This window comes from Variovorax sp. YR750 (assembly GCF_900109805.1).
Taxonomy (GTDB): domain Bacteria; phylum Pseudomonadota; class Gammaproteobacteria; order Burkholderiales; family Burkholderiaceae_C; genus Variovorax; species Variovorax gossypii.
In genome coordinates this window covers 128,751-149,336 of record NZ_FOBJ01000014.1, presented here as the reverse complement: position 1 = coordinate 149,336, position 20,586 = coordinate 128,751, and the positions used below count along the sequence as shown (strand labels likewise).

Genomic DNA, 20,586 nt, shown 5'->3' with positions numbered 1-20,586 from the left:
TCTAGAATCGCAAAAGCAAAAAAAGTTGCATTAAGGATTCGCCATGCCGTCCTCCTGCCCCGAACTCGCATCCGCCACCGCCGAGATCGCCGCCCGTTCAAAGCCCTGGCGGCTGCCGCAACGCGCTGCCTTTCCGCTGCTGGCCGCGGTGCTGTTCGCCTTCTTCTTCGCGGCTGCCGCGCCTTCGCCGCTCTTCGTGGTGTTCCAGCATGCGTGGCACTTCTCGTCCTCGCTGCTCACGGTGGCCTTCGCTGTCTATGCGATCGCGCTGCTGGTTTCCCTGTTGATCGCGGGCTCGCTGTCGGACCACATCGGGCGGCGGCCGGTGGTGCTGGCGGCGCTGGTGCTGCAGGCGGTGGCGATGGGGCTTTTCCTGCTCGCGAACGGCATCGGCGGGCTGATCGCCGCGCGCGTGGTGCAGGGCATTGCCACCGGCGTCGCGAGCGGCGCGCTGAGCGCGGCGGTGGTCGAGGCCGCTCCGGCCGCGCGCAAGCGGCTGGGCGCGATGATCACGAGCGTTTCGCCGCTGGCCGGCCTGGCCCTGGGCGCGCTGCTGACGGGCGTGGCGGTGAAGTTCTCGGTGCAGCCGGTGATGCTGGTGTTCGGCGTGCTGGCCATGGTGTTCGCGCTGGGTGCGGCGGTGGTGCTGTGGATGCCCGAGACCGTCACGCCGCGTGCAGGTGCGCTGGCCTCGCTGGTTCCGCGCGTGTCGATTCCCGCCCAGGCCAGGGCCGAGTTCGCTCGCGGGCTGCCGGTGTTCGTCGTGGTGTGGGCGCTCGGCGGGCTGTACCTGTCGCTGGCGCCTTCGCTGATGCTGCATGTGTTTGGCATCGACAACGGCGTGGTCAACGGCCTCACGGTGGCGGTGCTGTCGGGCATGGGGGCGATCGCGCCCACCTTGCTCGCGCGCTTTGCCGCGCCGAAGCCCGTCATCCTCGGCATGGCGAGCATCGCCGCAGGGCTGGTGCTGCTGCTGGCTTCGCTCGCAACGCGCTCGCTCGCGCTGTTCTTCGTCGGCACGGCGGTGGCGGGCCTGGGCTTCGGCGGCGCGTTCTCCTCGCTGGTGCAGACGCTGGCGCCGATGGCGCAGTCGCACGAGCGCGGCGAACTGTTCGCTGCGATCTTCGTCGTGAGCTACCTCGCGTTCAGCCTGCCGGCGATGCTGGCGGGCTTCCTGGTGGCGCCGCTGGGTCTGCTGAACACCACCGAAGGCTATGCAGCGGTGCTGCTGTTGATCGCCGCCTTCGGTGTCTGGAACCAGTGGGCGGGCCTGCGTCGGCGCTCGCGCGAGCTGCCAGTGAGCGAATAGCCGCGAGGCGCTTCGGGTCAGGAAACAGTCAGGACACTCATGTCAAGAGCCTTGGCCCTTCGGCGGCCAAGTGTTTACCCTATGTAATTCGTTTGTCTTCCACGGTGGAAACATTCCGATGCAGTCTTGTGGCGTGAAAGCCCGGGCTCTTAACAGCTGCATCTGAATCGGAGCGGCAACTTCCCCATCCTGGAGTGATACGAATGAAGAAATCCCTGCTTGTTCTGGCCGCCATGGCGGCCTGCGGTGCCGCATCGGCGCAATCGACCGTGACGCTGTTCGGCGTGGTCGATGCCGCCTACCGCAACGTGTCGAACAAGAGCGAGTCGATCCCGGCTACCCCCTTCACCCCCTTCTACAGCGTGAAGGCCAGCCGCAGCGAACTGGCCAATTCGGGCCTGAGCTCCAGCCGTCTCGGCTTCCGCGGCGTGGAAGACCTGGGCGGCGGCCTGTCGGCCAGCTTCTGGCTCGAAGCCCCGATCACCAACGACGACGGCGCCACCGGCGTCTCCAACTTCACCCGCCGCTCGACGGTGAGCATTGCCGGCGGCTTCGGTGAAATCCGCCTGGGCCGCGACAAGACCGCCACCGTGCTGAACGACGAGCAGTTCGACCCGTTCGCCGACACCGGCATCGGCGGTTCGCTGATCATCGACGCCAACGAAGCCAGCGTGTCGGGCACCGGCTACGGCAGCAACAGCACGTACAAGCGCGCCGGCAACATGGTTCAGTACTTCCTGCCGCGCAACCTGGGCGGCTTCTACGGCAACGTGGGCTACAGCTTCCACGAAATCACCCGCACGTCGCCCGACACTTTGGCCGGCGCCGACCGCACCAACACCGGCCGCCACATCGGCGGTCGCGTCGGCTATGCCTCGGGTCCGTTCGACGTCGCCGCCAGCTACGCGCAGAACGACACCAGCTTCACCACCGGCACCGGCGCGGCCGCCGTGGCGCGCCCGGGCAAGATCAAGACCTTCAATCTCGGCGCGACCTACGACTTCGGCGTGGCCAAGGTGTTCGGCGAGTACTCGCGCTCGAAGGACCAGCGCGATCCGCTGAACGTCTTCACCCGCGTGCCCAGCACCGACCTGACCGGCTACCTGATCGGCGTGACCGTGCCGATCGGCCCGGGCCAGATCCGCGCCTCGTACTCGCAGGTCAAGTACGACTTCAACCGCACGCCGGCTCTCTTCGCGGTGAACGCTCCCGATCCGAAGTCCAACAAGTTCTCGCTGGGCTACGTGCACAACCTGTCGAAGCGCACCGCGCTCTACGCCACGGTCGCTCGCGTCAGCAACAAGAACGGCGCGGGCAACACGGTCGGTGCCGGCCCGTCGTACGTCGCCACGTACAACCGCGTGGCGCTGCAGCCCAAGACGTCGACCGGCTACGAGTTCGGCATCCGCCACGCCTTCTGAGCCCCGGCGGCTACACGCAACCCTTTCTCCAAGGAGCCTTCACCGGTCCTTTTCGCCCGCCTCGCGCGGGCTTTTTTTCGTCCGTGTGTTGTTTGTTCGCTGCGCCGTGTCGCGCAGCGAGATGCTCAGCGCTCGGGGCGGGCGGCCCGGGCCGAGAGAATCGCGCGCGCCGCCTCGGCGAACCCCGTGCCGCGTTCGCCCTGCGTCACGTAGCGCGGCAGGTGCTCGAGCTGCGGCACGAAGCGCGCGACGTTCGCCACGCCGATGCTGTGCGCGAAGCTGCGGAACATCAGCTGGTCGTTGGTGGAGTCGCCCACGTAGGCCCAGCGGTCCATCTCGTCGTCGAGCGTGCGGCCCCACAGTTCGCGTGCGATCCAGCGCGCGCCTTCGAGCTTGTCGTTGTCGCCGTACCAGCCGTTGATGTGGATGCTGCTCACGGTGGCGTGCATGCCTTCGCCGCGCATCAGCGCCACCACCCGCGCGATGGTGGCGTCGCTCAGCTGCACGAACTCGCTGTGGTCGATGGCGATGTCGGTCTCGCGCCCCGGCGAGTCGGTGGCGCGGCCCACGCCCGGCAGTTCGCGTTCGATGCGCTCCAGCACGGCCTGCATGCGCGCGAAGTTGGCGACGCGCGTGGGCTCGTCCTGCTGGTAGCGCTTCTCCACGCGGCCATCGGCCGAAGGCAGCAGCGCCACCGCGCCGTTCTCGGCCACGATGGCATCGACGGGCCAGCTGTTCACGAAGGGCAGGCTCCAGCCCACCGGGCGGCCCGTGATCGCCACCACCGACAACCCCGCCGCCTTGAGCTCGCCCAGCGCCTGCAGCGCGTCGGGCGTGATCGCGCCGTCGTGGGTCAGCGTGTCGTCGATGTCGGTGAAGACTCCGACGAGGGCGCCGCGCGCGGCAGCCTCCCAGCGGGTCAGCGGCAGCAGGTGGTGAGGCGAGGAGGGCAGCGGAGGCTGGGGGAGCGATGGGGGCATGGCGATCGAACCGGAAGGAGCAGCGATCGTACCGGTGCTTTCGTGTAGCATCCCGCCCCCGCCGTGCCTTCGAGGCCGGCGCGGCGCTCTCCATGCCCCACATCCTCGTCGACGACCTCCGCAAGACCTACCGCATCTCCGAACGCGACCCCGGCGTGATGGGCGCGCTGCGCGGCCTCGTGCAGCGCCGCCATCGCACGGTGGAGGCGCTCTCGGGCGTGTCGTTCTCGCTGGAGCGCGGCGAGCTGCTGGGCTTCATCGGGCCGAACGGCGCGGGCAAGTCGACCACCATCAAGATCCTCTCGGGCATCCTGCGGCCCGACGGCGGGCGCGTGGAGATCGACGGGCGCGACCCTTTCACCGACCGCGAGCGCCACGTGGCGCGCATCGGCGTGGTCTTCGGCCAGCGCACGCAGCTGTGGTGGGACCTGCCCGTGGGCGACGGCTTCGACCTGCTGCGCGACATCTACCGCGTGGACCCCGCGCGCTACCGCCGCACGCGCGACGAGCTGGTGGCGCTGCTGAACCTGGAGCGCGTGCTCGCGCAGCCGGTGCGGCAACTCTCGCTGGGCCAGCGCATGCGCGCCGAGATCGCTGCTGCGCTGCTGCACGAGCCCGACATCCTGTTCCTCGACGAGCCGACCATCGGCCTCGACGCGCCTTCGAAGCTGGCCGTGCGCGACTTCGTGCGCCGCGCCAACCGCGAGCGAGGCACCACCGTGCTGCTGACCACGCACGACATGCACGACATCGAGGCGCTGGCGCGGCGCGTGATCATCATCGGCCACGGCCGCGTGCTGGCCGACAGCCCGGTCGAGGCGCTGCGCGCGCAGGTGATGGCCGAGCGCCGCCTCGTCGTCGATTTCGCGCAGGGCGCCGAGCTGCCCGCGCAGGTGGACGGCGCACGGGTGCATTCGCGCGACGGCCAGACGCTGGTGCTCGACTTCGATCCGGCGCAGACCGCGGCACCGGCGCTCATCGCGCGCATCGCCGCCGCGCACGCGGTGGAGGACATCCGCCTCGAAGGCCTGGCGATCGAGGCCGTGATCGCGCGTTTCTACGCCATGCACGGAGCCGCCGAAGCATGACGGCGATGAGCCCGCACGATCTCGCGCGGCCCTACATCGCGGCCTTCGCATCGCGTTTCCAGCAGATGCTGCAGTACCGCACCGCCGCGCTCGCCGGTTTCGCCACGCAGTGCTGGTGGGGCGGCATCAAGGTGATGGTGTTCGCGGCCTTCTATGGCGGCGCGACAGCCTCGGGCGCCAGCACGTCGATGTCGCTCGCCCAGGCCGTCACCTACACATGGCTGGCGCAGGGGCTGCTCGTGCTCCTGCCCTGGCTGGGCGATCCGGAAGTGGCGCAGGCGGTGCGCACCGGCGCCGTCGCCTACGACCGCCTGCGCCCCGTGGACGCCTATGCGCTGTGGTTCGCGCGCAGCGCCGGCTGGATCGCCGCGCGCGTGCTGCCGCGCATCGCGCTGATGGCGGCCTTCGCGATGGTCGCGTTGCCGCTGCTCGGCCTGGGCGCGTGGGCATGGCAGCTCCCGGCGGGCGCGGCGGCGGGGCTCGGCTTCGCGCTCTCGGCCGTCTTCGCGCTGCTGCTCTCCACGTCTATGGTGATGCTGCTGAACGTCGCGGCCACCGCCGCGCTCAACGAACGCGGCATCAGCGCGGTGACCACGCCCGTGGTCATCGTGTTCTCGGGCAACCTGCTGCCGCTCGCGATGCTGCCGGACGCCTGGCAGACCGCGCTGCTGCTCCAGCCGCTGGCCGGGCTGATGGACATTCCGGCGCGGCTCTACTTCGGGCAGCTGCAGGGCTGGCAGGCCGTCGGTGGGCTCGGGTTGCAGGTCTTCTGGATCACCGTGCTCGTGGCGCTGGGGCACATGGCGATGGGCCGCACGATGCGCAGCCTCCAGGTGCAGGGCGGGTGAGGGCGATGGGATCGATTCCGCTCTTCTTCCGGCTGGTGGGCGCGTCCATCGGCGGCCAGGCGCGCTACCCGGCCTCGGCGCTGATGACGACGGTCGGCCAGTTCCTCGGCACCGGCATCGAGGCCGTCGCCGTGTGGGCGCTGTTCCACCGATTCGGCGACGTGCAGGGCTGGCGCATCGGCGAGGTGGCGCTGTTCTACGGGCTCGTGAACTGCATGTTCGCGCTGGCCGATGCGCTGGGGCGCGGCTTCGACGTGCTGGGCACCGAGTTCCTGCGCACCGGCGCCTTCGACCGCCTGCTGCTGCGTCCGCGTCCGCTCTCGCTGCAGCTCATGGGCAACGACTTCCGCATCAGCCGGCTGGGCCGCCTGCTGCAGGGGCTGGCGATGATTGCGTTCGCGACGCAGCAGATGGGCATTGCGTGGACACCGGGCGCCGTCGCCATCGCGCTGCTTGCCGTCGCCGGCGGCGTGGCGCTTTTCCTGGGCATCCTGGTGCTGCAGGGCACGCTGGCCTTCTGGACCGTCGAGAGCCTGGAGATCGCGAACGTGCTGACCTACGGCGGCGTGCAGGCGGCGCAATACCCGCTGGCGCTCTATGCGCGATGGTTCCGGCGCGTGCTGACCTTCATCGTGCCGCTGGCCTGCGTGGCCTACTACCCGGTGCTGGCGATTCTGGGGAAGGCCGATCCGCTCGGTGCGCCGGCATGGGTGGGCTTGGTGTCGCCACTCGCGGGGGGCGTGTTTCTCGCGGCGGCGTTCGGGGTGTGGCGCGTCGGGTTGCGCCACTACGCTTCGACGGGGAGCTGAGAGGGCCTCAGCCGATCAGGAAGCGCACGCGGTAGCGCAGCGTTCGTGTGCGCTTGGCTCCCGCCAATTCCTCGAAGTCGTCCCCAGGGCCGGCGGACGCCAGTGCCACGGCACCACCCGCATACCCCCAGTTGCGATCGCCGTAGGCACCCGAGTTGTCCGCTTGCGAACCAAGCTCCTCGACCTGCGCGACCGCGCCCAGCGTGACACCCGCTTCCTTCGCAAGAATCAGCGCCTTGCTGCGCGCATGCCGGATCGCGGCCATGCGTGCCTCGGCTTCCGCGCCGTCCTGCGCTTCGAAGCGGGGCTGCTGCATGTCGACGCCCATGGTGTAGCGCGAGTTCGTGAACAGCGGTTCGAGCGCGTCGAGTGCCTGATAGAGACGGCGCGTTTCCTTGCAGGCGATCAGCACGCGGTGCGCCACTTCCTGGCCCACGCTGCGCTTCAGATACCAGGGCTGCCAGGCGTCGCGCCCGCCTTCGGTGATCTCGTCAGGCGTGAGGCCGGCTTCTTTCAGCGTCCGGATCGCGTCGTTGCGCAGCTTGGTCGCTTCGGCCAGTGCCACCTCGGTCTTCGATGCCTTGACGGTGATCGTCAGGGCGGCGCGTTGCTCGACGATCGTTTCGGTCAAGTCGCCGAGCCCCGCCACCTGGATGTAGGTTTCCATGACGAACGCCTATCCCGCGCTCTGCAGCGCCAGCCCCGCATGCTCGCGCAGCGGATGGAAGTGGATCTTCGGAAAGCGCTCCTGCGCCAGCCGCACGTCGTACGGCGAGGTGCACAGGAAGGCCAGCGTGTCGGCCGCGTCCTTCGCCATGCGCTGCGGGTACGCGTTGACGAACTCGCGCAGCTCGGCCGGCGTGTCGGCCGTGATCCAGCGCGCGCCGGTGTACTGGCAGCCCTCCAGCTTCACGTCGGCGTCGTACTCGGCCTTCAGGCGGTGCTGCACCACTTCGAACTGCAGCTGGCCGACCGCGCCCAGCAGCATCGGGCCGCCGATCTCGGGGCGGAACACTTGGATCGCGCCTTCCTCGCCGAGCTGGGCCAGGCCCTGCTGCAGCTGCTTGGTGCGCAGCGGGTTCTTCAGGATCACGGTCATGAAGAGTTCGGGCGCGAAGAAGGGCAGGCCGGTGAACTGCAGGCTCGCGCCGTCGGTGATGGTGTCGCCCAGCTGCACGCCGCCGTGCGTGGTGAAGCCCACGATGTCGCCCGCGTAGGCCTCTTCCACAGCCTCGCGGCGCTGGCTCATGAAGGTCACGACGCTGGTGGGGCGCAGTTCCTTGGCGGTGCGCTGCACCTTCAGCTTCATGCCCGGCGTGTACTTGCCTGAAGCCATGCGCACGAAGGCGATGCGGTCGCGGTGGTTGGCGTCCATGTTGGCCTGCACCTTGAAGACCACGCCCGCGAAGTCCTTGTCCTCGGGCTGGATCTCCTTGACCACCGGCTGGCGGTTGACCAGCGTGGTGCTGGTGCGCGAGCGCGGCGAGGGCGCCAGGTCGACCAGCGCGTCGAGCACTTCCATCACGCCGAAGTTGTTCACGCCGGAGCCGAAGAACACGGGCGTCTGCTTGCCGGCCAGGAAGGCCTCGCGGTCCCAGGCGGGCGATGCGCCGGTGGCGAGCTCCATGCTTTCCATGGCGGTCTCGAAGTCGGCGCCGAAGCGTTTGACCAGCGTGTCGCGCTCGGCGAGCGGGATGGTCTCGAAGTCCTGCGGCAGCCGCTCGCTGCCCGACTCGAACACCGTCATCGCCTGCGTGCGCAGGTTCATGATCCCGCGGAAGCTCTTGCCCTGGCCCACGGGCCAGGTCATGGGCACGCAGGGCATGCCGAGCTCGCGCTCCACCTCGTCGAGGATGTCCAGCGGCTCGCGCACTTCGCGGTCCATCTTGTTGACGAAGGTGATGATGGGCGTGTCGCGCTGGCGGCAGACCTCGATCAGCCGCCGCGTCTGCGCTTCCACGCCGTTGGCCGCGTCGATCACCATCAGCGCCGAGTCGACGGCGGTGAGCACGCGGTAGGTGTCTTCGGAGAAGTCCTTGTGGCCGGGCGTGTCGAGCAGGTTGATGACGTGGTCGCGGTAGACCATCTGCATCACCGACGAGGCCACGGAAATGCCGCGCTGCTTCTCGATTTCCATCCAGTCGGAGGTGGCATGGCGCGAGGCCTTGCGCGCCTTCACCGAGCCGGCGATCTGGATCGCGCCGGAGAAAAGCAGCAGCTTTTCGGTCAGCGTGGTCTTGCCGGCGTCAGGGTGGGAAATGATCGCGAAGGTGCGGCGGCGGCGGGTTTCGGCTACGAAAGACAAGGTGGGCAATCTGCGGGGGGAATCCGCGATTTTAAAAGGCCGGCGGTTTCCGCCCCCGCCGGCCCGTGCGAAGGGGCACTTCAGCCCCCGAGCGCCTCGCCCATCCCATACGCCCGCATCTGCGCCTCGAACCGCGCCACGTCCTGGCTCAGCACCACCAGGTCGTGCGTCAGCCCCTGGCGGTCCTTCACGTGCTTGCCCAGCAGCGCCTCGGGCTTGAAGCCCAGGGCCTGGAAGACGGCGATGGCGCCGCGCTGGTCGACGGTCATGCGGGCGACGAGCTTTTCCGCCCCGCGCTCGATGGCCAGCGCGCAGGCCTCGCGCGCGAGCTTGTGGCCCAGTCCGCTGCCTCGCAACTCGGGTGCGGCGAGCACGCGAAGCTCGGCGACGTGGCTGGACCAGGAATGCGGATCGCGGATCACCGCCGCGCAGCCGAGCACCGCCTCGTCGCGCACCGCGAGCACGCTGTCGATGTCGCCGCGCTCGATGGCGCGCACCCAGGCGCTCATCACCTTGGGCTGGGTGATGTCGCGCGGCAAAAAGAGCAGGTCGTGCGCCGGCAATGCCTGCGCGAAGGCGAGCACGGCGCCGGCGTCTTCCGCGCCCATGAGGCGCAGGACGATGCTGCCCTCGCTGCTGGTCACGGTGCGCGGGTAGGTCCGCGAGAACGAGTCGGTCACGGTGGTGATGCTCATGTCGATCGCACTCCAAGCCATTCGTCGAGTTTGGGCCACAGCCTGCGCACGGCGTTCGGGCCGGCGGCGAGGCTGACGTGGCCGCCCTTGAGCACCACCTCTTCCTTGTCGGTGGAGCCTATGCCGGCGACGAGCGGCTGCCCGGCCTCGTACGGAACGATGTGATCGTGCTGCGCGAGCGCGTGCAGCACCGGCACCTTGATGTTCTTCAGCTGCACCTTGCGCCCGCCGAGCACCAGTTCGCCCTTGAGCAGCTTGTTGCCCCACATCAATTCCTTGACGGTCTGGCGGAAGTACTCGCCGGCCAGCGGCAGCATCTCGTTGCCCCAGCGGTCGAACATGCGGTACGACTTGACGAATTCGTCGTTGTCCATGTTGTCCCACAGCTGCACCATGCCGGCGCTTCGGCCCGCGGGGCGCAGCATGTCGAAGGAAGTGAAGAGCATCTCGGGCGGCACGTTGCCCACGGTGTCGATGAGCCGGTCGACATCGAAGTAGCGGCGGTCCGACCATGCGTGGAACAGCTTCATGCGGCTGAAGTCGACGGGCGTGGTGAAGAGCGCGAGGTTCTTCATCGGCCCGTCGGGGTGCAGCGCGGCGTACAGCGTGGAGAGCACGCCGCCCATGCAGTAGCCCACGAGCGTGATGTCTTCCTCGCCGGAGCGCTCCTGCACGCGCCGGATCGAGTCTGGGATGAAGTCGAGCACGTAGTCCTCGATGCGCAGGTACTTCTCCTGCGGGCGCGGCGCGTTCCAGTCCATCATGTAGACGTCGTAGCCGCGCAGCAGCAGGTGCTCGACCATGCTCTGGCCCGGCGCGAGGTCGAGGATGTAGCCGCGGTTGGTGGTCGCCATGACGATCAGCAGCGGCACGCGGTAGATCTCGTCGACCATCGGCCTGTAGTGGTACAGGCTCAGCGTGCCCCGGCGGTGGATTTCGTCCTTGAGCGTCTGGCCGACGGAGGGCGCGGTCGAGGCGAGGAAATCCAGGCCCTTGATGTTGCGCTGGATCGCGCGCTCGATCTCGGCGGCGATGTCGGGCAGGGCGAAGGTGTCGTCGGCCGCGGCGGTCATGACGGGCGCTTTCCGGCGGGCTTGCGCGTACGGGCCGGTGCTGGGGGGGCTTTCGATGCCGTCGGCGCAGGCGCGGCCGCAGGTGGCTGGCGGGTGCGGCGCGGCCCCGGCGCTGCCTTGGCGGTCGAGGCGGAGGACGCGTTCCCGCCTTCCACCGCGCGGGCGATGCGCGCCAGGTGGTCGTCGATGCGCTGCAGCTGCTCGCCGAGCACCTGCAGGTCGGCGCGCGTGGGCAGGTTCAGCATCGTGAGGTAGCGCGCCATGAGGTCGCCCAGCGCCTTCTGCGCGGTGAGCGAGGCGTTCATGCCGCCGTGCATGCCCTGGCGGAACGGGTCCGAGGCCATGGTCTCGTTGGCGAATTCGTTGGTGCTCTTTTCCCACTGGGCCGTGAGTTCGCGCCACATGGCCATCGGGTCGAGGGGAGAGAACTTGTTCGTCATGGCGGAAGCTCCCTTCTTGTCTGTCGCCTTGTTCCGTTCGTGCCTGCTGTCTCAGCTGCCCGCGTGCCGCGCCGTGTGCGCCGCGATGGCGTCGACGATCTGCGACCACATCGGGATCGGCAGCGCGTGCCCCATGCCCGGGATGCGCAGCAGCTGCGCGCCCGGAATCGCATCGGCCACGTCCACGCCGCAGGCCACCGGCACCAGCGGATCGTCGTCGCCGTGGATCACCAGCGTCGGCACGCGCACTTCGCGCAGCGCGGGCTTGCGGTTGCCCGAGGCCAGGATGGCGGCGAGCTGCCGCGCCACGCCGGCCGGGTTGAGTCCGCGCAGGAAGACGAGCTGCGCCTTCTCGGCGTCGCGCGCCTCGTCCAGCGGAAAGCTCGCCGGCCCGCGCAATATGCGCCACACCTTGGCGTGGTGCGCCTGGTAGGCGTCGAAGGTGGTCGGCGCGGGCGAGAAGAGCACGGCCATCGCCTCGGGCGTCGGCGGCGGCAGGCCCGGCGCGCCGGTGCTCGACATGATGCTGGTGAACGACAGCACCCGCCGCGCGTGGTGGATGCACATCTCCTGCCCGATCGCGCCGCCCATCGAGGCGCCCACGACGTGGGCCCGCTCGATGCCCAGCGCGTCGAGCAGCCCGACGCAGTCGGCCGCCATGTCGCGCAGGTTGTAGGGCGTCCGCAGCGGCTGGCCGGCCATCGCCTGCACCATCAGCGCCTGGATGTCGGGCACGCCCAGCAGCGTGAGGTGCGTCGAGTGGCCGATGTCGCGGTTGTCGAAGCGGATCACGCGGTGCCCGCCGGCCTCGGCGAGCCGAGCGCAGAAGGCGTCGTCCCACGCCACCATCTGCGCTCCGAGGCCCATGACCAGGAGCAGCGGCGAGCCGGCCGGGTCGCCGAAGCTGTCCCAGGCCAGCTCGATGTCGTTGGCGCGCGAGCGCCGCTCCACGCGCGGCGCGACCGTGGTCATGCTTGCGGCTCCGGCTTGTTCCTGCCTGCGGGCTCTTACTTGCGCTGCAGCAGCTTCGTCACTTCGTCCACGTTGGCCTGGATGCGCTGGCGCACCACGTCGAAGGCGTCGGCCTGCGACTTGGCCGCGAGATTGGCCAGCTCCTTGATGTCGTCGATCGCGCGCTGGAACGACTGGCGGCCGAGCTCGTCGAGCTTGGCGAGGTTTTCCTTCGGGTCCTTGCCGGGCATTTCCTTGGCGGCGGCCTGCCACTCGGAAATGGCGCTCTTGATCATCTCTGTCTGCCGCGCCACGACGGTCTGCAGGCCCTGGTAGGACTTCTCGTTGGCCTGCATCAGCGCCGCCAGGTCCTTGCGGCCGCTCTCCAGCAGCTTGCCGGCGCCGCCGGTCAGGTTGAGGTTCTGCAGCCTGTCGGCCATGCCTTTCAGCGGATTGAGCATGTCCGCGGCGTTCGGTGCCGCCTTCTTCGCGCTGGAGGTGCTGCTGCTACTGCTGGCGGTGGTCTTCTTCGCGGCGGCTTTCTTGGCAGTGGCCATGGTGCGGAATCTCCTGTGACGTTGGACGTGTGGATGGCGGGGACCAAGCCTGACGGCAAAAATCCCTCGCCACGATACGCCGCGCCGGAGCGCCGCAACGACAAAATTGCCTGCGGGATTTCCCTTGGATGCCCGCCGGGCCTCCCGCTCGCGGCCTCGCCTACATCGGCGGCGCGAAGCCGTTGCGCCCGGCCGTCACGCGCAGCGCCGTGGGCGTGCCGTTCTTCTCCTGCGCGTTGACTAGCACGCGGGCGCCGGGCACCAGCAGCGCATCGGTGCCGGGGCGGAAGGTGACCACCGGCACGTCGGGCGGCACGATGATGGTCTTCTCGCCGCCCTTGTAGGTCAGGTGCAGCTGCTGGCCGCCGCGCACCGACTTCGGCGCCGCGGCCAGGTCGGCGACGGTGGCGTTGGTCATCGTGCTCTGCGGCAGCAGGTCCCAGGGCCGATGCCCTTCGCCGGTGCCGCGCGCCGCCTCGGGAAACACCACCACTTCGAGCGCCTTCTGCGTGCCGTCGGGCTGTGGCATGGCGGCGGTGCCGATGAAGCTGCCGCGCTTGATGGCGGACAGCTTGATCGGGTAGACCTCGGAGACGGCCAGGTCGGCCGGACGTGCGAGCGAGACGACCTCGCCGCCGCGGTCCTGCACCACGAGGGTGCTGGCGTCCACGCGCACGAGGGTGCCGCGGATGCGGACGGTTTCGGCGTTCTGGGCCGAGGCGACGGTCGGCAGGGCGGCTGTCAGGCAAAGGGCGGCAACGGCGGCGAGCAGGGGAGTCCTGGACGCGCTGGACGAAGGAATCGGCATGGTGGCTTTCGGGACGGTGGGGCTGGCCAATGTACGTCCCGGCGGCGAAACGTGCAGGCGGCCGTCTTAGGCCTGAATGAGCAAGAAAAAAGGCCGCATGCCACGCGGTCTTGCGCGGCAGGCGGCCTTGCGGGCGAGGCGCCCGCGGCTTCAGTCGATCAGGTCGATCTCCATCGCGCCGGCCGTGGCCGGGTTGCGCGAGCCGACCATCGCGAAGAGCTTGCTGCTCTGGCTGGCGAAGTGGTATGCCGGGCCGGCGAAAGTGGCGGCGCGCATGTTGACGGGGCCGTTCGTGCCCATGGTGCCCAGGCTCGCGTTGAGCGTGGCGCTGGTGCCGTCGGGCAGCGTCTGCGTGCGCGCGTAGCTGGAGGCGTCGACGCCAGTGCTGCCCCAGCTGCCGCTGGTGGCGCCGCCGTGCGCCGTGACGGTGGGCCATGTCGCGCGCTCCGGCAGGCCGATGCGGAACACAGACCTCGTGGGCGTGGACGGCACGATGCCGGCCGAGAGGTAGATGTTCTCGCTGCCGACGCGTGCGATCGCGAAGCTGCCGTTGTCCGACGGATTGGCCACGTTCACGATGCGCCAGGTGTCCACGGTCGTGCCGGCCGATACGGTGTAGGTCAGCACGGAGGCCGCCGGGCAGGTGTCGATGCGGTAGACCACGTTGTCGTTGCACAGGTAGAGCACCGTGCCGCCGCTGGCGATCTGGATCTGCGTGATCGACGAGTCGCCGGCGGTGGCCGTCAGGTTGATGCCCAGGCGGTTGTAGGTGCCGTCGAGCGCACTCTGCGTCTTCACCAGCGCGCGCGATGCCACGAAGGGCCGCACGGCATAGCTCTCCGGCGTGACCTGCGCGACCGCGAACGGGAACGAGCCGACCACCGTGTCCGTCGCGAAGCGGAAGCGCGCCGTGTTCGCCGTGCTCGTGATGCGGCTGCTCGCGAAGACGAAGCTGCCGGCCTCAGCCGTGTCCTCGGCGAAGCTGCCCGAGGCGACGGTGCCGGCGCCGTCGGTCATCTCGTAGCGCTTGCTGTCGAGGTTCAGGGCCAGCGTCTGCCGCGAGCCGTTGGTGGCGTAGACCTTGTAGCGGCCGTTGCGTGCATCGGGTGCGGCGCCGGTGTCGATCAGGTTGAGCTGGATGTAGCCCTGCGTGGCGGTGTTGCTGCGCGCGCCGACCAGTACCGAAAGCTCGCCGCCCTGCATCGCGAAGTATTTGCTCGCGCCGCTCATGTTGACGCCGCGGATGCCCAGGGGCTGGTTCGCGTAGGCGGTGCTGTCCACCGGCATCGTCAGCGTTCCGTAGGTGTCGTCCGTGCCGGTGGAGGTGCGCACCGAGCTCGCGGTGTCGATCAGGTTCGTGCCCCAGCTGCCCGTGGTCGACGAGCCGATGCCGCGCGTAGTCGGCCAGCTCGAAGACTCGGGCAGGGCGATGCGCATGAACTGCTGGGCCGGCGAGACGCTGACGCCCCCGCCGAGGTACACGTTCTGGCCGCCGATGCGCGCAACGCGGAAGTTGGCGACGTCGCTGCTGTTGGCAACGTTGGTGGCGACCCAGGCGTCGTCGGTGCCGGCCGTGACCGCGTAGGTGCGCTTCGAGGCGGCGGGGCAGAGGTCGATCTTGTAGATGATCGCGTCGTTGCAGAACTCCAGCACCGTGCCGCTGCCCGACAGGCGCATCGAGAGGATCGACGAGTCCTGCGCGCCGCCGGGGCTGCGCGTGACGCTGAAGCGGTTGTAGGTGCCGTCCAGCAGTGCCGCGGTGGTGACGAAATCGCGCGCCGCCACGAAGGGCTGCGCGGCATACGCGGCGGGGCTCGAGTACGCGGTCTGGAACGGGAACGCGCCGACGAGGGCGTCGCTCGTCACCCGGAAGCGCGAGGTGTTGGCCGCGGTGGTGATGCGGCTGCTGGCGAACACGTAGGTGCCCGGCTCGGTGAAGTCCTCGGCGAAGGTGCCGGACTCGGGCACGCCGAGGTTGTCCGTCATCGTGTAGCTGCCGGCGTCGAAGTCGACCGAGAGCTGCTGCTGTGTTCCGTTGGCCGCGTAGACGCGGTAGCTGCCGTTGCGCACGTCGGGCGTGGTCAGGGTCTTGGTGGCCTGGGCTTCCTGCTTGGAGCTGCCGCCTGCCGACAGCGACAGGCCGCCGGAGCTGCCGCCGCCTCCTCCTCCGCAGGCCGCCAGCAGGGCGGCCATGCTCAGGCTTGCGAGATACCTTGTCATCCTCATGTGTTGTTCCCTCTTGTTTTCAGAACGGGCCCTGCAGCGAGCCGGCTGGCTCCTGAACCTGGCCCGTGGGAAATCGTAACCAGAGGTCAATGCAACGCCGAGGCTGGCGGATGTCAGCCGATGCCCGGCCGAATCCCGCAGCATTGGCGCGGACGGCCGCGGCGACTACAATCCGCCCCTCCGAGGAGCGTTGCAGCGCCGTCAGGCGTGAGGCTCGGACCACATATAGCAACGACGCTCACCCGCTGTTCTTGCGGTGAGCCTTTTTCCCCGTATCCGGCGGCATCTTTCAAACCAGTTTTGTTGGAGTTCCCATGAGCGCTGTTCTCAAGCCCACCCCCGTTTCGACCGCCGACCAGGCGATCGCCGACCTGTCCCTCGCCGCCTGGGGCCGCAAGGAAATCAGGATCGCCGAAACCGAGATGCCCGGCCTGATGGCCATCCGCGAGGAGTTCTCGAAGTCGCAGCCGCTGAAGGGCGCGCGCATCACCGGCTCGCTGCACATGACGATCCAGACGGCCGTGCTGATCGAGACGCTGCAGGCGCTGGGCGCGCAAGTGCGCTGGGCATCGTGCAACATCTTCTCGACGCAGGACCACGCCGCCGCAGCCATCGCCGCCGCCGGCACGCCGGTGTTCGCGATCAAGGGCGAGTCGCTGAAGGACTACTGGGACTACACCCACGCCATCTTCGACTTCGGTCCCAAGGACTCGAAGGGCGAAGGCCCGAACATGATCCTGGACGACGGCGGCGACGCCACGCTGCTGATGCACCTGGGCCAGCGCGCCGAGAAGGACCAGAGCGTGCTCGCGAACCCGACCAGCGAGGAAGAGCGCATCCTCTACGCCGCCATCAAGGCCAAGCTGGCTGTCGACGGCACCTGGTACACCCGCAAGTCGGCCGAGATCATCGGCGTGACCGAAGAAACCACCACCGGCGTGCACCGCCTGAACGAGATGTCCGCCAAGGGCACGTTACTGTTCCGCGCGATCAACGTGAACGACTCGGTCACCAAGAGCAAGTTCGACAACCTGTACGGCTGCCGCGAGTCGCTGGTGGACGGCATCAAGCGCGCGACCGACGTGATGATCGCCGGCAAGGTGGCGCTGGTGGCCGGCTACGGCGACGTGGGCAAGGGCTCGGCCCAGGCTCTGCGCGCGTTGTCGGCGCAGGTGTGGGTGACCGAGATCGACCCGATCAACGCGCTGCAGGCCGCCATGGAAGGCTACAAGGTCGTGACGATGGAATACGCCGCCGACAAGGCCGACATCTTCGTGACCACCACCGGCAACCGCGACGTGATCCGCCACGAGCACATGGCCGCCATGAAGGACCAGGCCATCGTCTGCAACATCGGCCACTTCGACAACGAGATCGACGTCGCTTCGATCGAGAAGTACGAGTGGGAAGAGATCAAGCCGCAGGTCGACCACATCAAGTTCCCCGACGGCAAGAAGATCATCCTGCTGGCCAAGGGCCGCCTCGTGAACCTGGGCTGCGGCACGGGCCACCCGAGCTTCGTGATGTCGTCGTCGTTCGCGAACCAGACCATCGCCCAGATCGAGCTGTTCACCAAGCCCGACGCCTACCAGGCCGGCAAGGTCTACGTGCTGCCCAAGCACCTCGACGAGAAGGTCGCGCGCCTGCACCTGAAGAAGGTCGGCGCCATGCTCACCGAGCTGACCGACACCCAGGCCGCCTACATCGGCGTGGACAAGAACGGTCCGTACAAGCCGGACACCTACCGCTACTGAGCGGGCAGGCAGGCGACAGGCAGCAGCGCGTGCGCGCCGATCAGTTGCTGGTGGAGCGCGGCCTGGCCGCGTCGCGTTCGCAGGCGGTGCGGCTCATTGCCGGCGGCCTGCGCTGGCGCGACGCGGGCACCAGCGACGCGTGGCGTACCGTCGTCAAGAACAAGGACGACGTGCCCGAATCCGCCGAGCTCGAGTTGCTCGACGCCGCCGAGGCGCGCTATGTCTCGCGCGGCGGCCTCAAGCTCGAGGGCGCGCTTGCGGCGAGCGGCATCGACCCGGCCGGCAGGCTGTGCCTCGACGTGGGCCAGTCGACCGGCGGCTTCACCGACTGCCTGCTGCAGCGCGGCGCGGCGAAGGTGGTGGGCATCGACGTCGGCCATGGGCAGCTGCACGCGCGGCTGCGCGAGGACGAACGCGTCGTCGCCATCGAGGGCGTCAATGCGCGCGCGCTGTCGGCCGATGACCTGGGCGAAGAGGGCGATGAAAGTGCCCCACGCTTCGACCTGATCGTTGGCGACCTGTCGTTCATCTCGCTCACGCTGGTGCTGCCGGCGGTCGTCGGATTCATGGCGGACGATGGGCGCCTGCTGATGCTGGTCAAGCCGCAGTTCGAGCTGCAGCCCGGCCAGGTCGGCAAGGGCGGCATCGTGCGCGACGAGTCGCTGTATGCGGTGGTCGAGAAGCGCCTGCGCGATGCCTGCGAGGCGCTCGGCCTGCGGGTGCTGCAATGGTTCGACAGCCCGATCGCCGGGGGCGACGGCAACCGCGAGTTTTTCATTCACGCCGTTCGCGCTGTTCACGCTGTTCACGCGAACGGTTCCTAAGGAGACGCAGGTGCGCCTTCCGTTGAGTTTCGAATTCTTCCCGACCAAGACGCCCGAAGGCGCGGTCAAGCTGCGCGCGGTGCGCCAGCAGCTGTATGCGCGCAAGCCGCAGTTCTGCTCGGTCACGTACGGCGCGGGCGGCTCCACGCACCAGGGCACCTTCGGTGCGGTGCAGGAGATCCTGTCCGAGGGCGTGGACGCCGCGAGCCACTTCTCGTGCATCGGCGCCACGCGCGCCACGGTGCGCGAGCAGCTCGCCGAGCTGAAGGCCATGGGCGTCAAGCGCCTCGTGGCCCTGCGCGGCGACCTGCCCAGCGGCTACGGCATCGGCGGCGAGTTCCAGTACGCGAGCGATCTGGTGGGCTTCATCCGCGAGGAGACGGGGCGCGACTTCCACATCGAGGTGGCCTGCTACCCCGAGATCCATCCGCAGGCCCGTTCGCCCGAGGCCGACCTGCAGGCCTTCGCCGCCAAGGTGAAGGCGGGCGCCGATTCGGCGATCACGCAGTACTTCTTCAGCCCAGAGGCCTACTTCCGCTTCGTCGACGACGTGCGCAAGCTGGGGCTCGACACGCCGATCGTGCCGGGCATCATGCCGATCACGAGCTCGACGCAGCTCATGCGCTTCTCGGACGCCTGCGGCGCCGAGATCCCGCGCTGGATCCGCCTGCGGCTGCAGAGCTTCGGCGACGACACGGCGTCGATCAAGGCCTTCGGCCTCGACGTGGTCACCGACCTGTGCGAGCGCCTGCAGGAAGGCGGCGCCCCGGCGCTGCACTTCTACACGATGAACCAGTCGGCGGCCACGCTGGCTGTGCTGGAGCGCCTCGATTGAGAGGGCGCGCGGGGCTTCGGGCGGCGCTCGTCGCGGCGACTTGCGTTCTCGCGGGATGCGCGATGCCGCCTGCGACCGACGCCGAGGGCAACGCGAAATTGCTGCCCCTGCCTCGCGCCATCGCGGTGCCCCCGGGCGCGGCCGCGCGCTCCAGCGTGCCGGCGGTGCGCTATGACCTCGCCGTCTCCGGCACCGGCGAGCAGGCCCCGGACGACGGCGTGCCCGACGACGGGCCGCGCGAGATCTTCGAGCGCGGCGGAGCCTCCTGGTACGGCATCCAGTTCCATCAGCGCAAGACCGCCAGCGGCGAGCGCTTCGACATGACCGCCATGACGGCGGCGCACAAGACCCTTCCCTTCAACACGCGCGTGTGCGTTCGCAGCCTCGTCAACGGCAGCGAGGTGCTGGTGCGCATCAACGACCGCGGCCCCTACGCGGCGGGCCGTGTGATCGACCTGAGCCGCGCGGCGGCCGACCGGATCGGCCTCACGGGGCTGGGCATCAAGCAGGTGGCGCTGACGGTGATCGACCGCGACGGCATGCGCTGCGGCGGCCTGCAGGTCGAGGCCAGCGATGCGGCGGCACCGGCGGCCTCGAGCGAGCCGCAGCAGCAACGCGCGCGTACGCCGGCTCCGGCGCGGCGCAAGGCGGCTGTGCCGCCCCGTCGCCGCAAGTAAGCAGGCAAGCAGATGCGGGGAGGGCGGCTTGCTCAGCCGTCCGAATCGAGCGAGAACGCGGCGTTGCGGTCCTGGCCCAGGCGCTGCACCAGTTGCGGCAGCGCGGCCGCCAGCAGCGGCTTCAGCGTGTACGGCGGATTGATCAGGAACATGCCGCTGGCCGGCAGCCCCGGCCGATGGGTCTCGCCCGAGGCGGCGTCCTTGGTGATCTTGCTGGACTTGACCGTCAGCGTGGCATGCAGCCACGACTTGCCGGCCTTGGTCGCCATGGTCTTGAGCCGGCGCGGCAGGTCGTGCGCCTCGGGGCGCGGAATGATCGGATACCAGACCGCGTAGGTGCCGGTGGCGAAGCGCTTGAGCGCCTCGGCCATGAAGTCGAGCACGCGGCCGTAGTCGGTCTTCATCTCGTAGCTGGGGTCCATCAACACCAGCGCGCGGCGCGACGGCGGCGGCAGGAACTTGGTGGCGCTGCCGAAGCCGTCCTCGCGCAGGACGGTGATCTGACGGCCGGCCTCGAGCTGGGCGATGTTGGCGTCCAGCGTGCGTGCGTCGGTGGGGTGCAGCTCGAACAGCTTGAGCTTGTCGTGGTCGCGCAGCAAGTGCTGCACGATGAACGGCGAGCCGGGATAGACGCGGGCGCCGCCCTTGGGGTTGAAGTCCTGGACCACGCTCAGGTAGCGGGCGACGGCGTCGGCCAATGGGGCCTCGGCTTCGGCTGCTACCTTTTTGGTAGCGGATTTCGCCGTGGGGGCAGGAGTAGCGGGCTCTTTCTTGTCCGAAAGAAGGCGCAGGATGCCGTCGGCCGCCTCGCCGCTGGTGCCGGCGTAGTCGCCGTCCAGCCGGTAGAGGCCGGCACCGGCATGGGTGTCTACGACCGTCAGGGCTGCTTCTTTTTCGAGCAGGTGGTCGAGCGTGGCAATCAGCACCGTGTGCTTGAGCACGTCGGCGTGGTTGCCGGCATGGAAGGCGTGGCGGTAACTGAACAT

The 20,586-nt window shown here is 69.0% G+C and carries 20 protein-coding genes and 1 riboswitch; of the genes, 9 read left to right on the top strand and 11 right to left on the bottom strand.

Translation table 11 applies throughout. The annotated features are described in order from the left end of the window. Window positions 1-43 precede the first annotated feature (43 nt). Window positions 44-1,309: an MFS transporter gene (locus BMY35_RS26435; protein ID WP_093205848.1), complete on the top strand. Its 1,266-nt coding sequence runs from the start codon at window positions 44-46 to the stop codon at window positions 1,307-1,309. Between the two features lie 203 nt (window positions 1,310-1,512). After that, window positions 1,513-2,730: a porin gene (locus BMY35_RS26430; protein ID WP_093205846.1), complete on the top strand. Its 1,218-nt coding sequence runs from the start codon at window positions 1,513-1,515 to the stop codon at window positions 2,728-2,730. Window positions 2,731-2,855: 125 nt separating this feature from the next. Here the strand turns inward: BMY35_RS26430 and BMY35_RS26425 are convergent, their stop codons facing one another. After that, on the bottom strand, window positions 2,856-3,710 hold the full coding sequence (locus BMY35_RS26425) for an HAD-IIB family hydrolase (RefSeq protein WP_093206046.1): 855 nt from the start codon (window positions 3,708-3,710) through the stop codon (window positions 2,856-2,858). A 92-nt stretch (window positions 3,711-3,802) separates the two neighbouring features. Between BMY35_RS26425 and BMY35_RS26420 the strand changes: the two genes are divergently transcribed. Genes BMY35_RS26420 through BMY35_RS26410 form a run of 3 tightly spaced genes read left to right on the top strand, consistent with a single transcriptional unit; the run spans window position 3,803 to window position 6,455 of the window. After that, on the top strand, window positions 3,803-4,798 hold the full coding sequence (locus BMY35_RS26420) for an ABC transporter ATP-binding protein (RefSeq protein WP_093205844.1): 996 nt from the start codon (window positions 3,803-3,805) through the stop codon (window positions 4,796-4,798). A 5-nt stretch (window positions 4,799-4,803) separates the two neighbouring features. Then, window positions 4,804-5,646 (top strand): ABC transporter permease, encoded by an 843-nt coding sequence (locus BMY35_RS26415; RefSeq protein ID WP_093206044.1) that lies wholly within the window; start codon window positions 4,804-4,806, stop codon window positions 5,644-5,646. Window positions 5,647-5,651: 5 nt separating this feature from the next. After that, the gene (locus BMY35_RS26410) at window positions 5,652-6,455 is read left to right on the top strand and encodes an ABC transporter permease (RefSeq protein ID WP_093205842.1); all 804 of its coding nucleotides are present in this window, start codon (window positions 5,652-5,654) and stop codon (window positions 6,453-6,455) included. 7 nt (window positions 6,456-6,462) lie between these two features. On the opposite strand, the gene BMY35_RS26405 is transcribed toward BMY35_RS26410, so the two are convergent. From BMY35_RS26405 to BMY35_RS26365, 9 genes are all read right to left on the bottom strand, one after another. After that, entirely contained in the window at window positions 6,463-7,122 is a 660-nt protein-coding gene (locus BMY35_RS26405; RefSeq protein ID WP_093205840.1) for an SIMPL domain-containing protein, read from the bottom strand. 9 nt (window positions 7,123-7,131) lie between these two features. Next, entirely contained in the window at window positions 7,132-8,760 is a 1,629-nt protein-coding gene (locus tag BMY35_RS26400; protein ID WP_093205838.1) for a peptide chain release factor 3, read from the bottom strand. An 80-nt stretch (window positions 8,761-8,840) separates the two neighbouring features. Beyond that, entirely contained in the window at window positions 8,841-9,455 is a 615-nt protein-coding gene (locus BMY35_RS26395; protein WP_093205836.1) for a GNAT family N-acetyltransferase, read from the bottom strand. Beyond that, complete coding sequence (locus BMY35_RS26390) at window positions 9,452-10,528, bottom strand: alpha/beta fold hydrolase (protein WP_093205834.1); 1,077 nt, start codon at window positions 10,526-10,528, stop codon at window positions 9,452-9,454. The genes BMY35_RS26395 and BMY35_RS26390 overlap by 4 nt, the downstream gene beginning before the upstream one ends. Then, a complete protein-coding gene (locus tag BMY35_RS26385) occupies window positions 10,525-10,968 on the bottom strand; it encodes a hypothetical protein (protein ID WP_093205832.1) in 444 nt (147 codons plus the stop codon). Before BMY35_RS26385 ends, BMY35_RS26390 begins: the two co-directional genes overlap by 4 nt. Before the next feature lie 51 nt (window positions 10,969-11,019). Next, window positions 11,020-11,940, bottom strand: a complete 921-nt coding sequence (locus BMY35_RS26380; RefSeq protein WP_093205830.1) for an alpha/beta fold hydrolase — start codon at window positions 11,938-11,940, stop codon at window positions 11,020-11,022. Between the two features lie 35 nt (window positions 11,941-11,975). After that, on the bottom strand, window positions 11,976-12,476 hold the full coding sequence (gene phaP, locus BMY35_RS26375) for a TIGR01841 family phasin (protein ID WP_093205828.1): 501 nt from the start codon (window positions 12,474-12,476) through the stop codon (window positions 11,976-11,978). A 160-nt stretch (window positions 12,477-12,636) separates the two neighbouring features. Continuing rightward, window positions 12,637-13,284 carry a single stranded DNA-binding domain-containing protein gene (locus BMY35_RS26370; RefSeq protein WP_093205826.1) on the bottom strand — a complete coding sequence of 216 codons (648 nt, stop codon included), beginning with the start codon at window positions 13,282-13,284 and terminating at the stop codon, window positions 12,637-12,639. A gap of 150 nt (window positions 13,285-13,434) precedes the next feature. Beyond that, window positions 13,435-15,510 (bottom strand): hypothetical protein, encoded by a 2,076-nt coding sequence (locus tag BMY35_RS26365; RefSeq protein WP_143080732.1) that lies wholly within the window; start codon window positions 15,508-15,510, stop codon window positions 13,435-13,437. 176 nt (window positions 15,511-15,686) lie between these two features. After that, window positions 15,687-15,757: riboswitch (S-adenosyl-L-homocysteine riboswitch) on the top strand. A 67-nt stretch (window positions 15,758-15,824) separates the two neighbouring features. On the opposite strand from BMY35_RS26365, the gene ahcY reads away from it, so the two are divergent. The 4 genes from ahcY (at window position 15,825) to BMY35_RS26345 (ending at window position 19,600) form a co-directional block, all read left to right on the top strand. Then, entirely contained in the window at window positions 15,825-17,264 is a 1,440-nt protein-coding gene (ahcY, locus tag BMY35_RS26360; RefSeq protein ID WP_093205822.1) for an adenosylhomocysteinase, read from the top strand. Between the two features lie 29 nt (window positions 17,265-17,293). Continuing rightward, window positions 17,294-18,088, top strand: a complete 795-nt coding sequence (locus BMY35_RS26355; protein ID WP_093205820.1) for a TlyA family RNA methyltransferase — start codon at window positions 17,294-17,296, stop codon at window positions 18,086-18,088. Between the two features lie 10 nt (window positions 18,089-18,098). Beyond that, a complete protein-coding gene (metF, locus tag BMY35_RS26350) occupies window positions 18,099-18,923 on the top strand; it encodes a methylenetetrahydrofolate reductase [NAD(P)H] (protein ID WP_093205818.1) in 825 nt (274 codons plus the stop codon). Between the two features lie 62 nt (window positions 18,924-18,985). Then, window positions 18,986-19,600, top strand: coding sequence for a septal ring lytic transglycosylase RlpA family protein (locus BMY35_RS26345; protein WP_093205816.1), 615 nt, complete (start codon window positions 18,986-18,988; stop codon window positions 19,598-19,600). 32 nt (window positions 19,601-19,632) lie between these two features. Here BMY35_RS26345 and BMY35_RS26340 read toward each other — a convergent pair whose 3' ends face one another. Next, window positions 19,633-20,586, bottom strand: coding sequence for a 23S rRNA (adenine(2030)-N(6))-methyltransferase RlmJ (locus BMY35_RS26340; RefSeq protein WP_093205814.1), 954 nt, complete (start codon window positions 20,584-20,586; stop codon window positions 19,633-19,635).

What these genes read in the sequence shown, in the direction of transcription:
- BMY35_RS26435 (WP_093205848.1), top strand. Translation starts at nt 44, where the DNA reads ATGCCGTCCTCCTGCCCCGAACTCGCATCCGCCACCGCCGAGATCGCC.
- BMY35_RS26430 (WP_093205846.1), top strand. Translation starts at nt 1,513, where the DNA reads ATGAAGAAATCCCTGCTTGTTCTGGCCGCCATGGCGGCCTGCGGTGCC.
- BMY35_RS26425 (WP_093206046.1), bottom strand. Translation starts at nt 3,710, where the DNA reads ATGCCCCCATCGCTCCCCCAGCCTCCGCTGCCCTCCTCGCCTCACCAC.
- BMY35_RS26420 (WP_093205844.1), top strand. Translation starts at nt 3,803, where the DNA reads ATGCCCCACATCCTCGTCGACGACCTCCGCAAGACCTACCGCATCTCC.
- BMY35_RS26415 (WP_093206044.1), top strand. Translation starts at nt 4,804, where the DNA reads ATGAGCCCGCACGATCTCGCGCGGCCCTACATCGCGGCCTTCGCATCG.
- BMY35_RS26410 (WP_093205842.1), top strand. Translation starts at nt 5,652, where the DNA reads ATGGGATCGATTCCGCTCTTCTTCCGGCTGGTGGGCGCGTCCATCGGC.
- BMY35_RS26405 (WP_093205840.1), bottom strand. Translation starts at nt 7,122, where the DNA reads ATGGAAACCTACATCCAGGTGGCGGGGCTCGGCGACTTGACCGAAACG.
- BMY35_RS26395 (WP_093205836.1), bottom strand. Translation starts at nt 9,455, where the DNA reads ATGAGCATCACCACCGTGACCGACTCGTTCTCGCGGACCTACCCGCGC.
- BMY35_RS26390 (WP_093205834.1), bottom strand. Translation starts at nt 10,528, where the DNA reads ATGACCGCCGCGGCCGACGACACCTTCGCCCTGCCCGACATCGCCGCC.
- BMY35_RS26385 (WP_093205832.1), bottom strand. Translation starts at nt 10,968, where the DNA reads ATGACGAACAAGTTCTCTCCCCTCGACCCGATGGCCATGTGGCGCGAA.
- BMY35_RS26380 (WP_093205830.1), bottom strand. Translation starts at nt 11,940, where the DNA reads ATGACCACGGTCGCGCCGCGCGTGGAGCGGCGCTCGCGCGCCAACGAC.
- phaP (WP_093205828.1), bottom strand. Translation starts at nt 12,476, where the DNA reads ATGGCCACTGCCAAGAAAGCCGCCGCGAAGAAGACCACCGCCAGCAGT.
- BMY35_RS26370 (WP_093205826.1), bottom strand. Translation starts at nt 13,284, where the DNA reads ATGCCGATTCCTTCGTCCAGCGCGTCCAGGACTCCCCTGCTCGCCGCC.
- BMY35_RS26365 (WP_143080732.1), bottom strand. Translation starts at nt 15,510, where the DNA reads ATGAGGATGACAAGGTATCTCGCAAGCCTGAGCATGGCCGCCCTGCTG.
- ahcY (WP_093205822.1), top strand. Translation starts at nt 15,825, where the DNA reads ATGAGCGCTGTTCTCAAGCCCACCCCCGTTTCGACCGCCGACCAGGCG.
- BMY35_RS26345 (WP_093205816.1), top strand. Translation starts at nt 18,986, where the DNA reads ATGCCGCCTGCGACCGACGCCGAGGGCAACGCGAAATTGCTGCCCCTG.
- BMY35_RS26340 (WP_093205814.1), bottom strand. Translation starts at nt 20,586, where the DNA reads ATGTTCAGTTACCGCCACGCCTTCCATGCCGGCAACCACGCCGACGTG.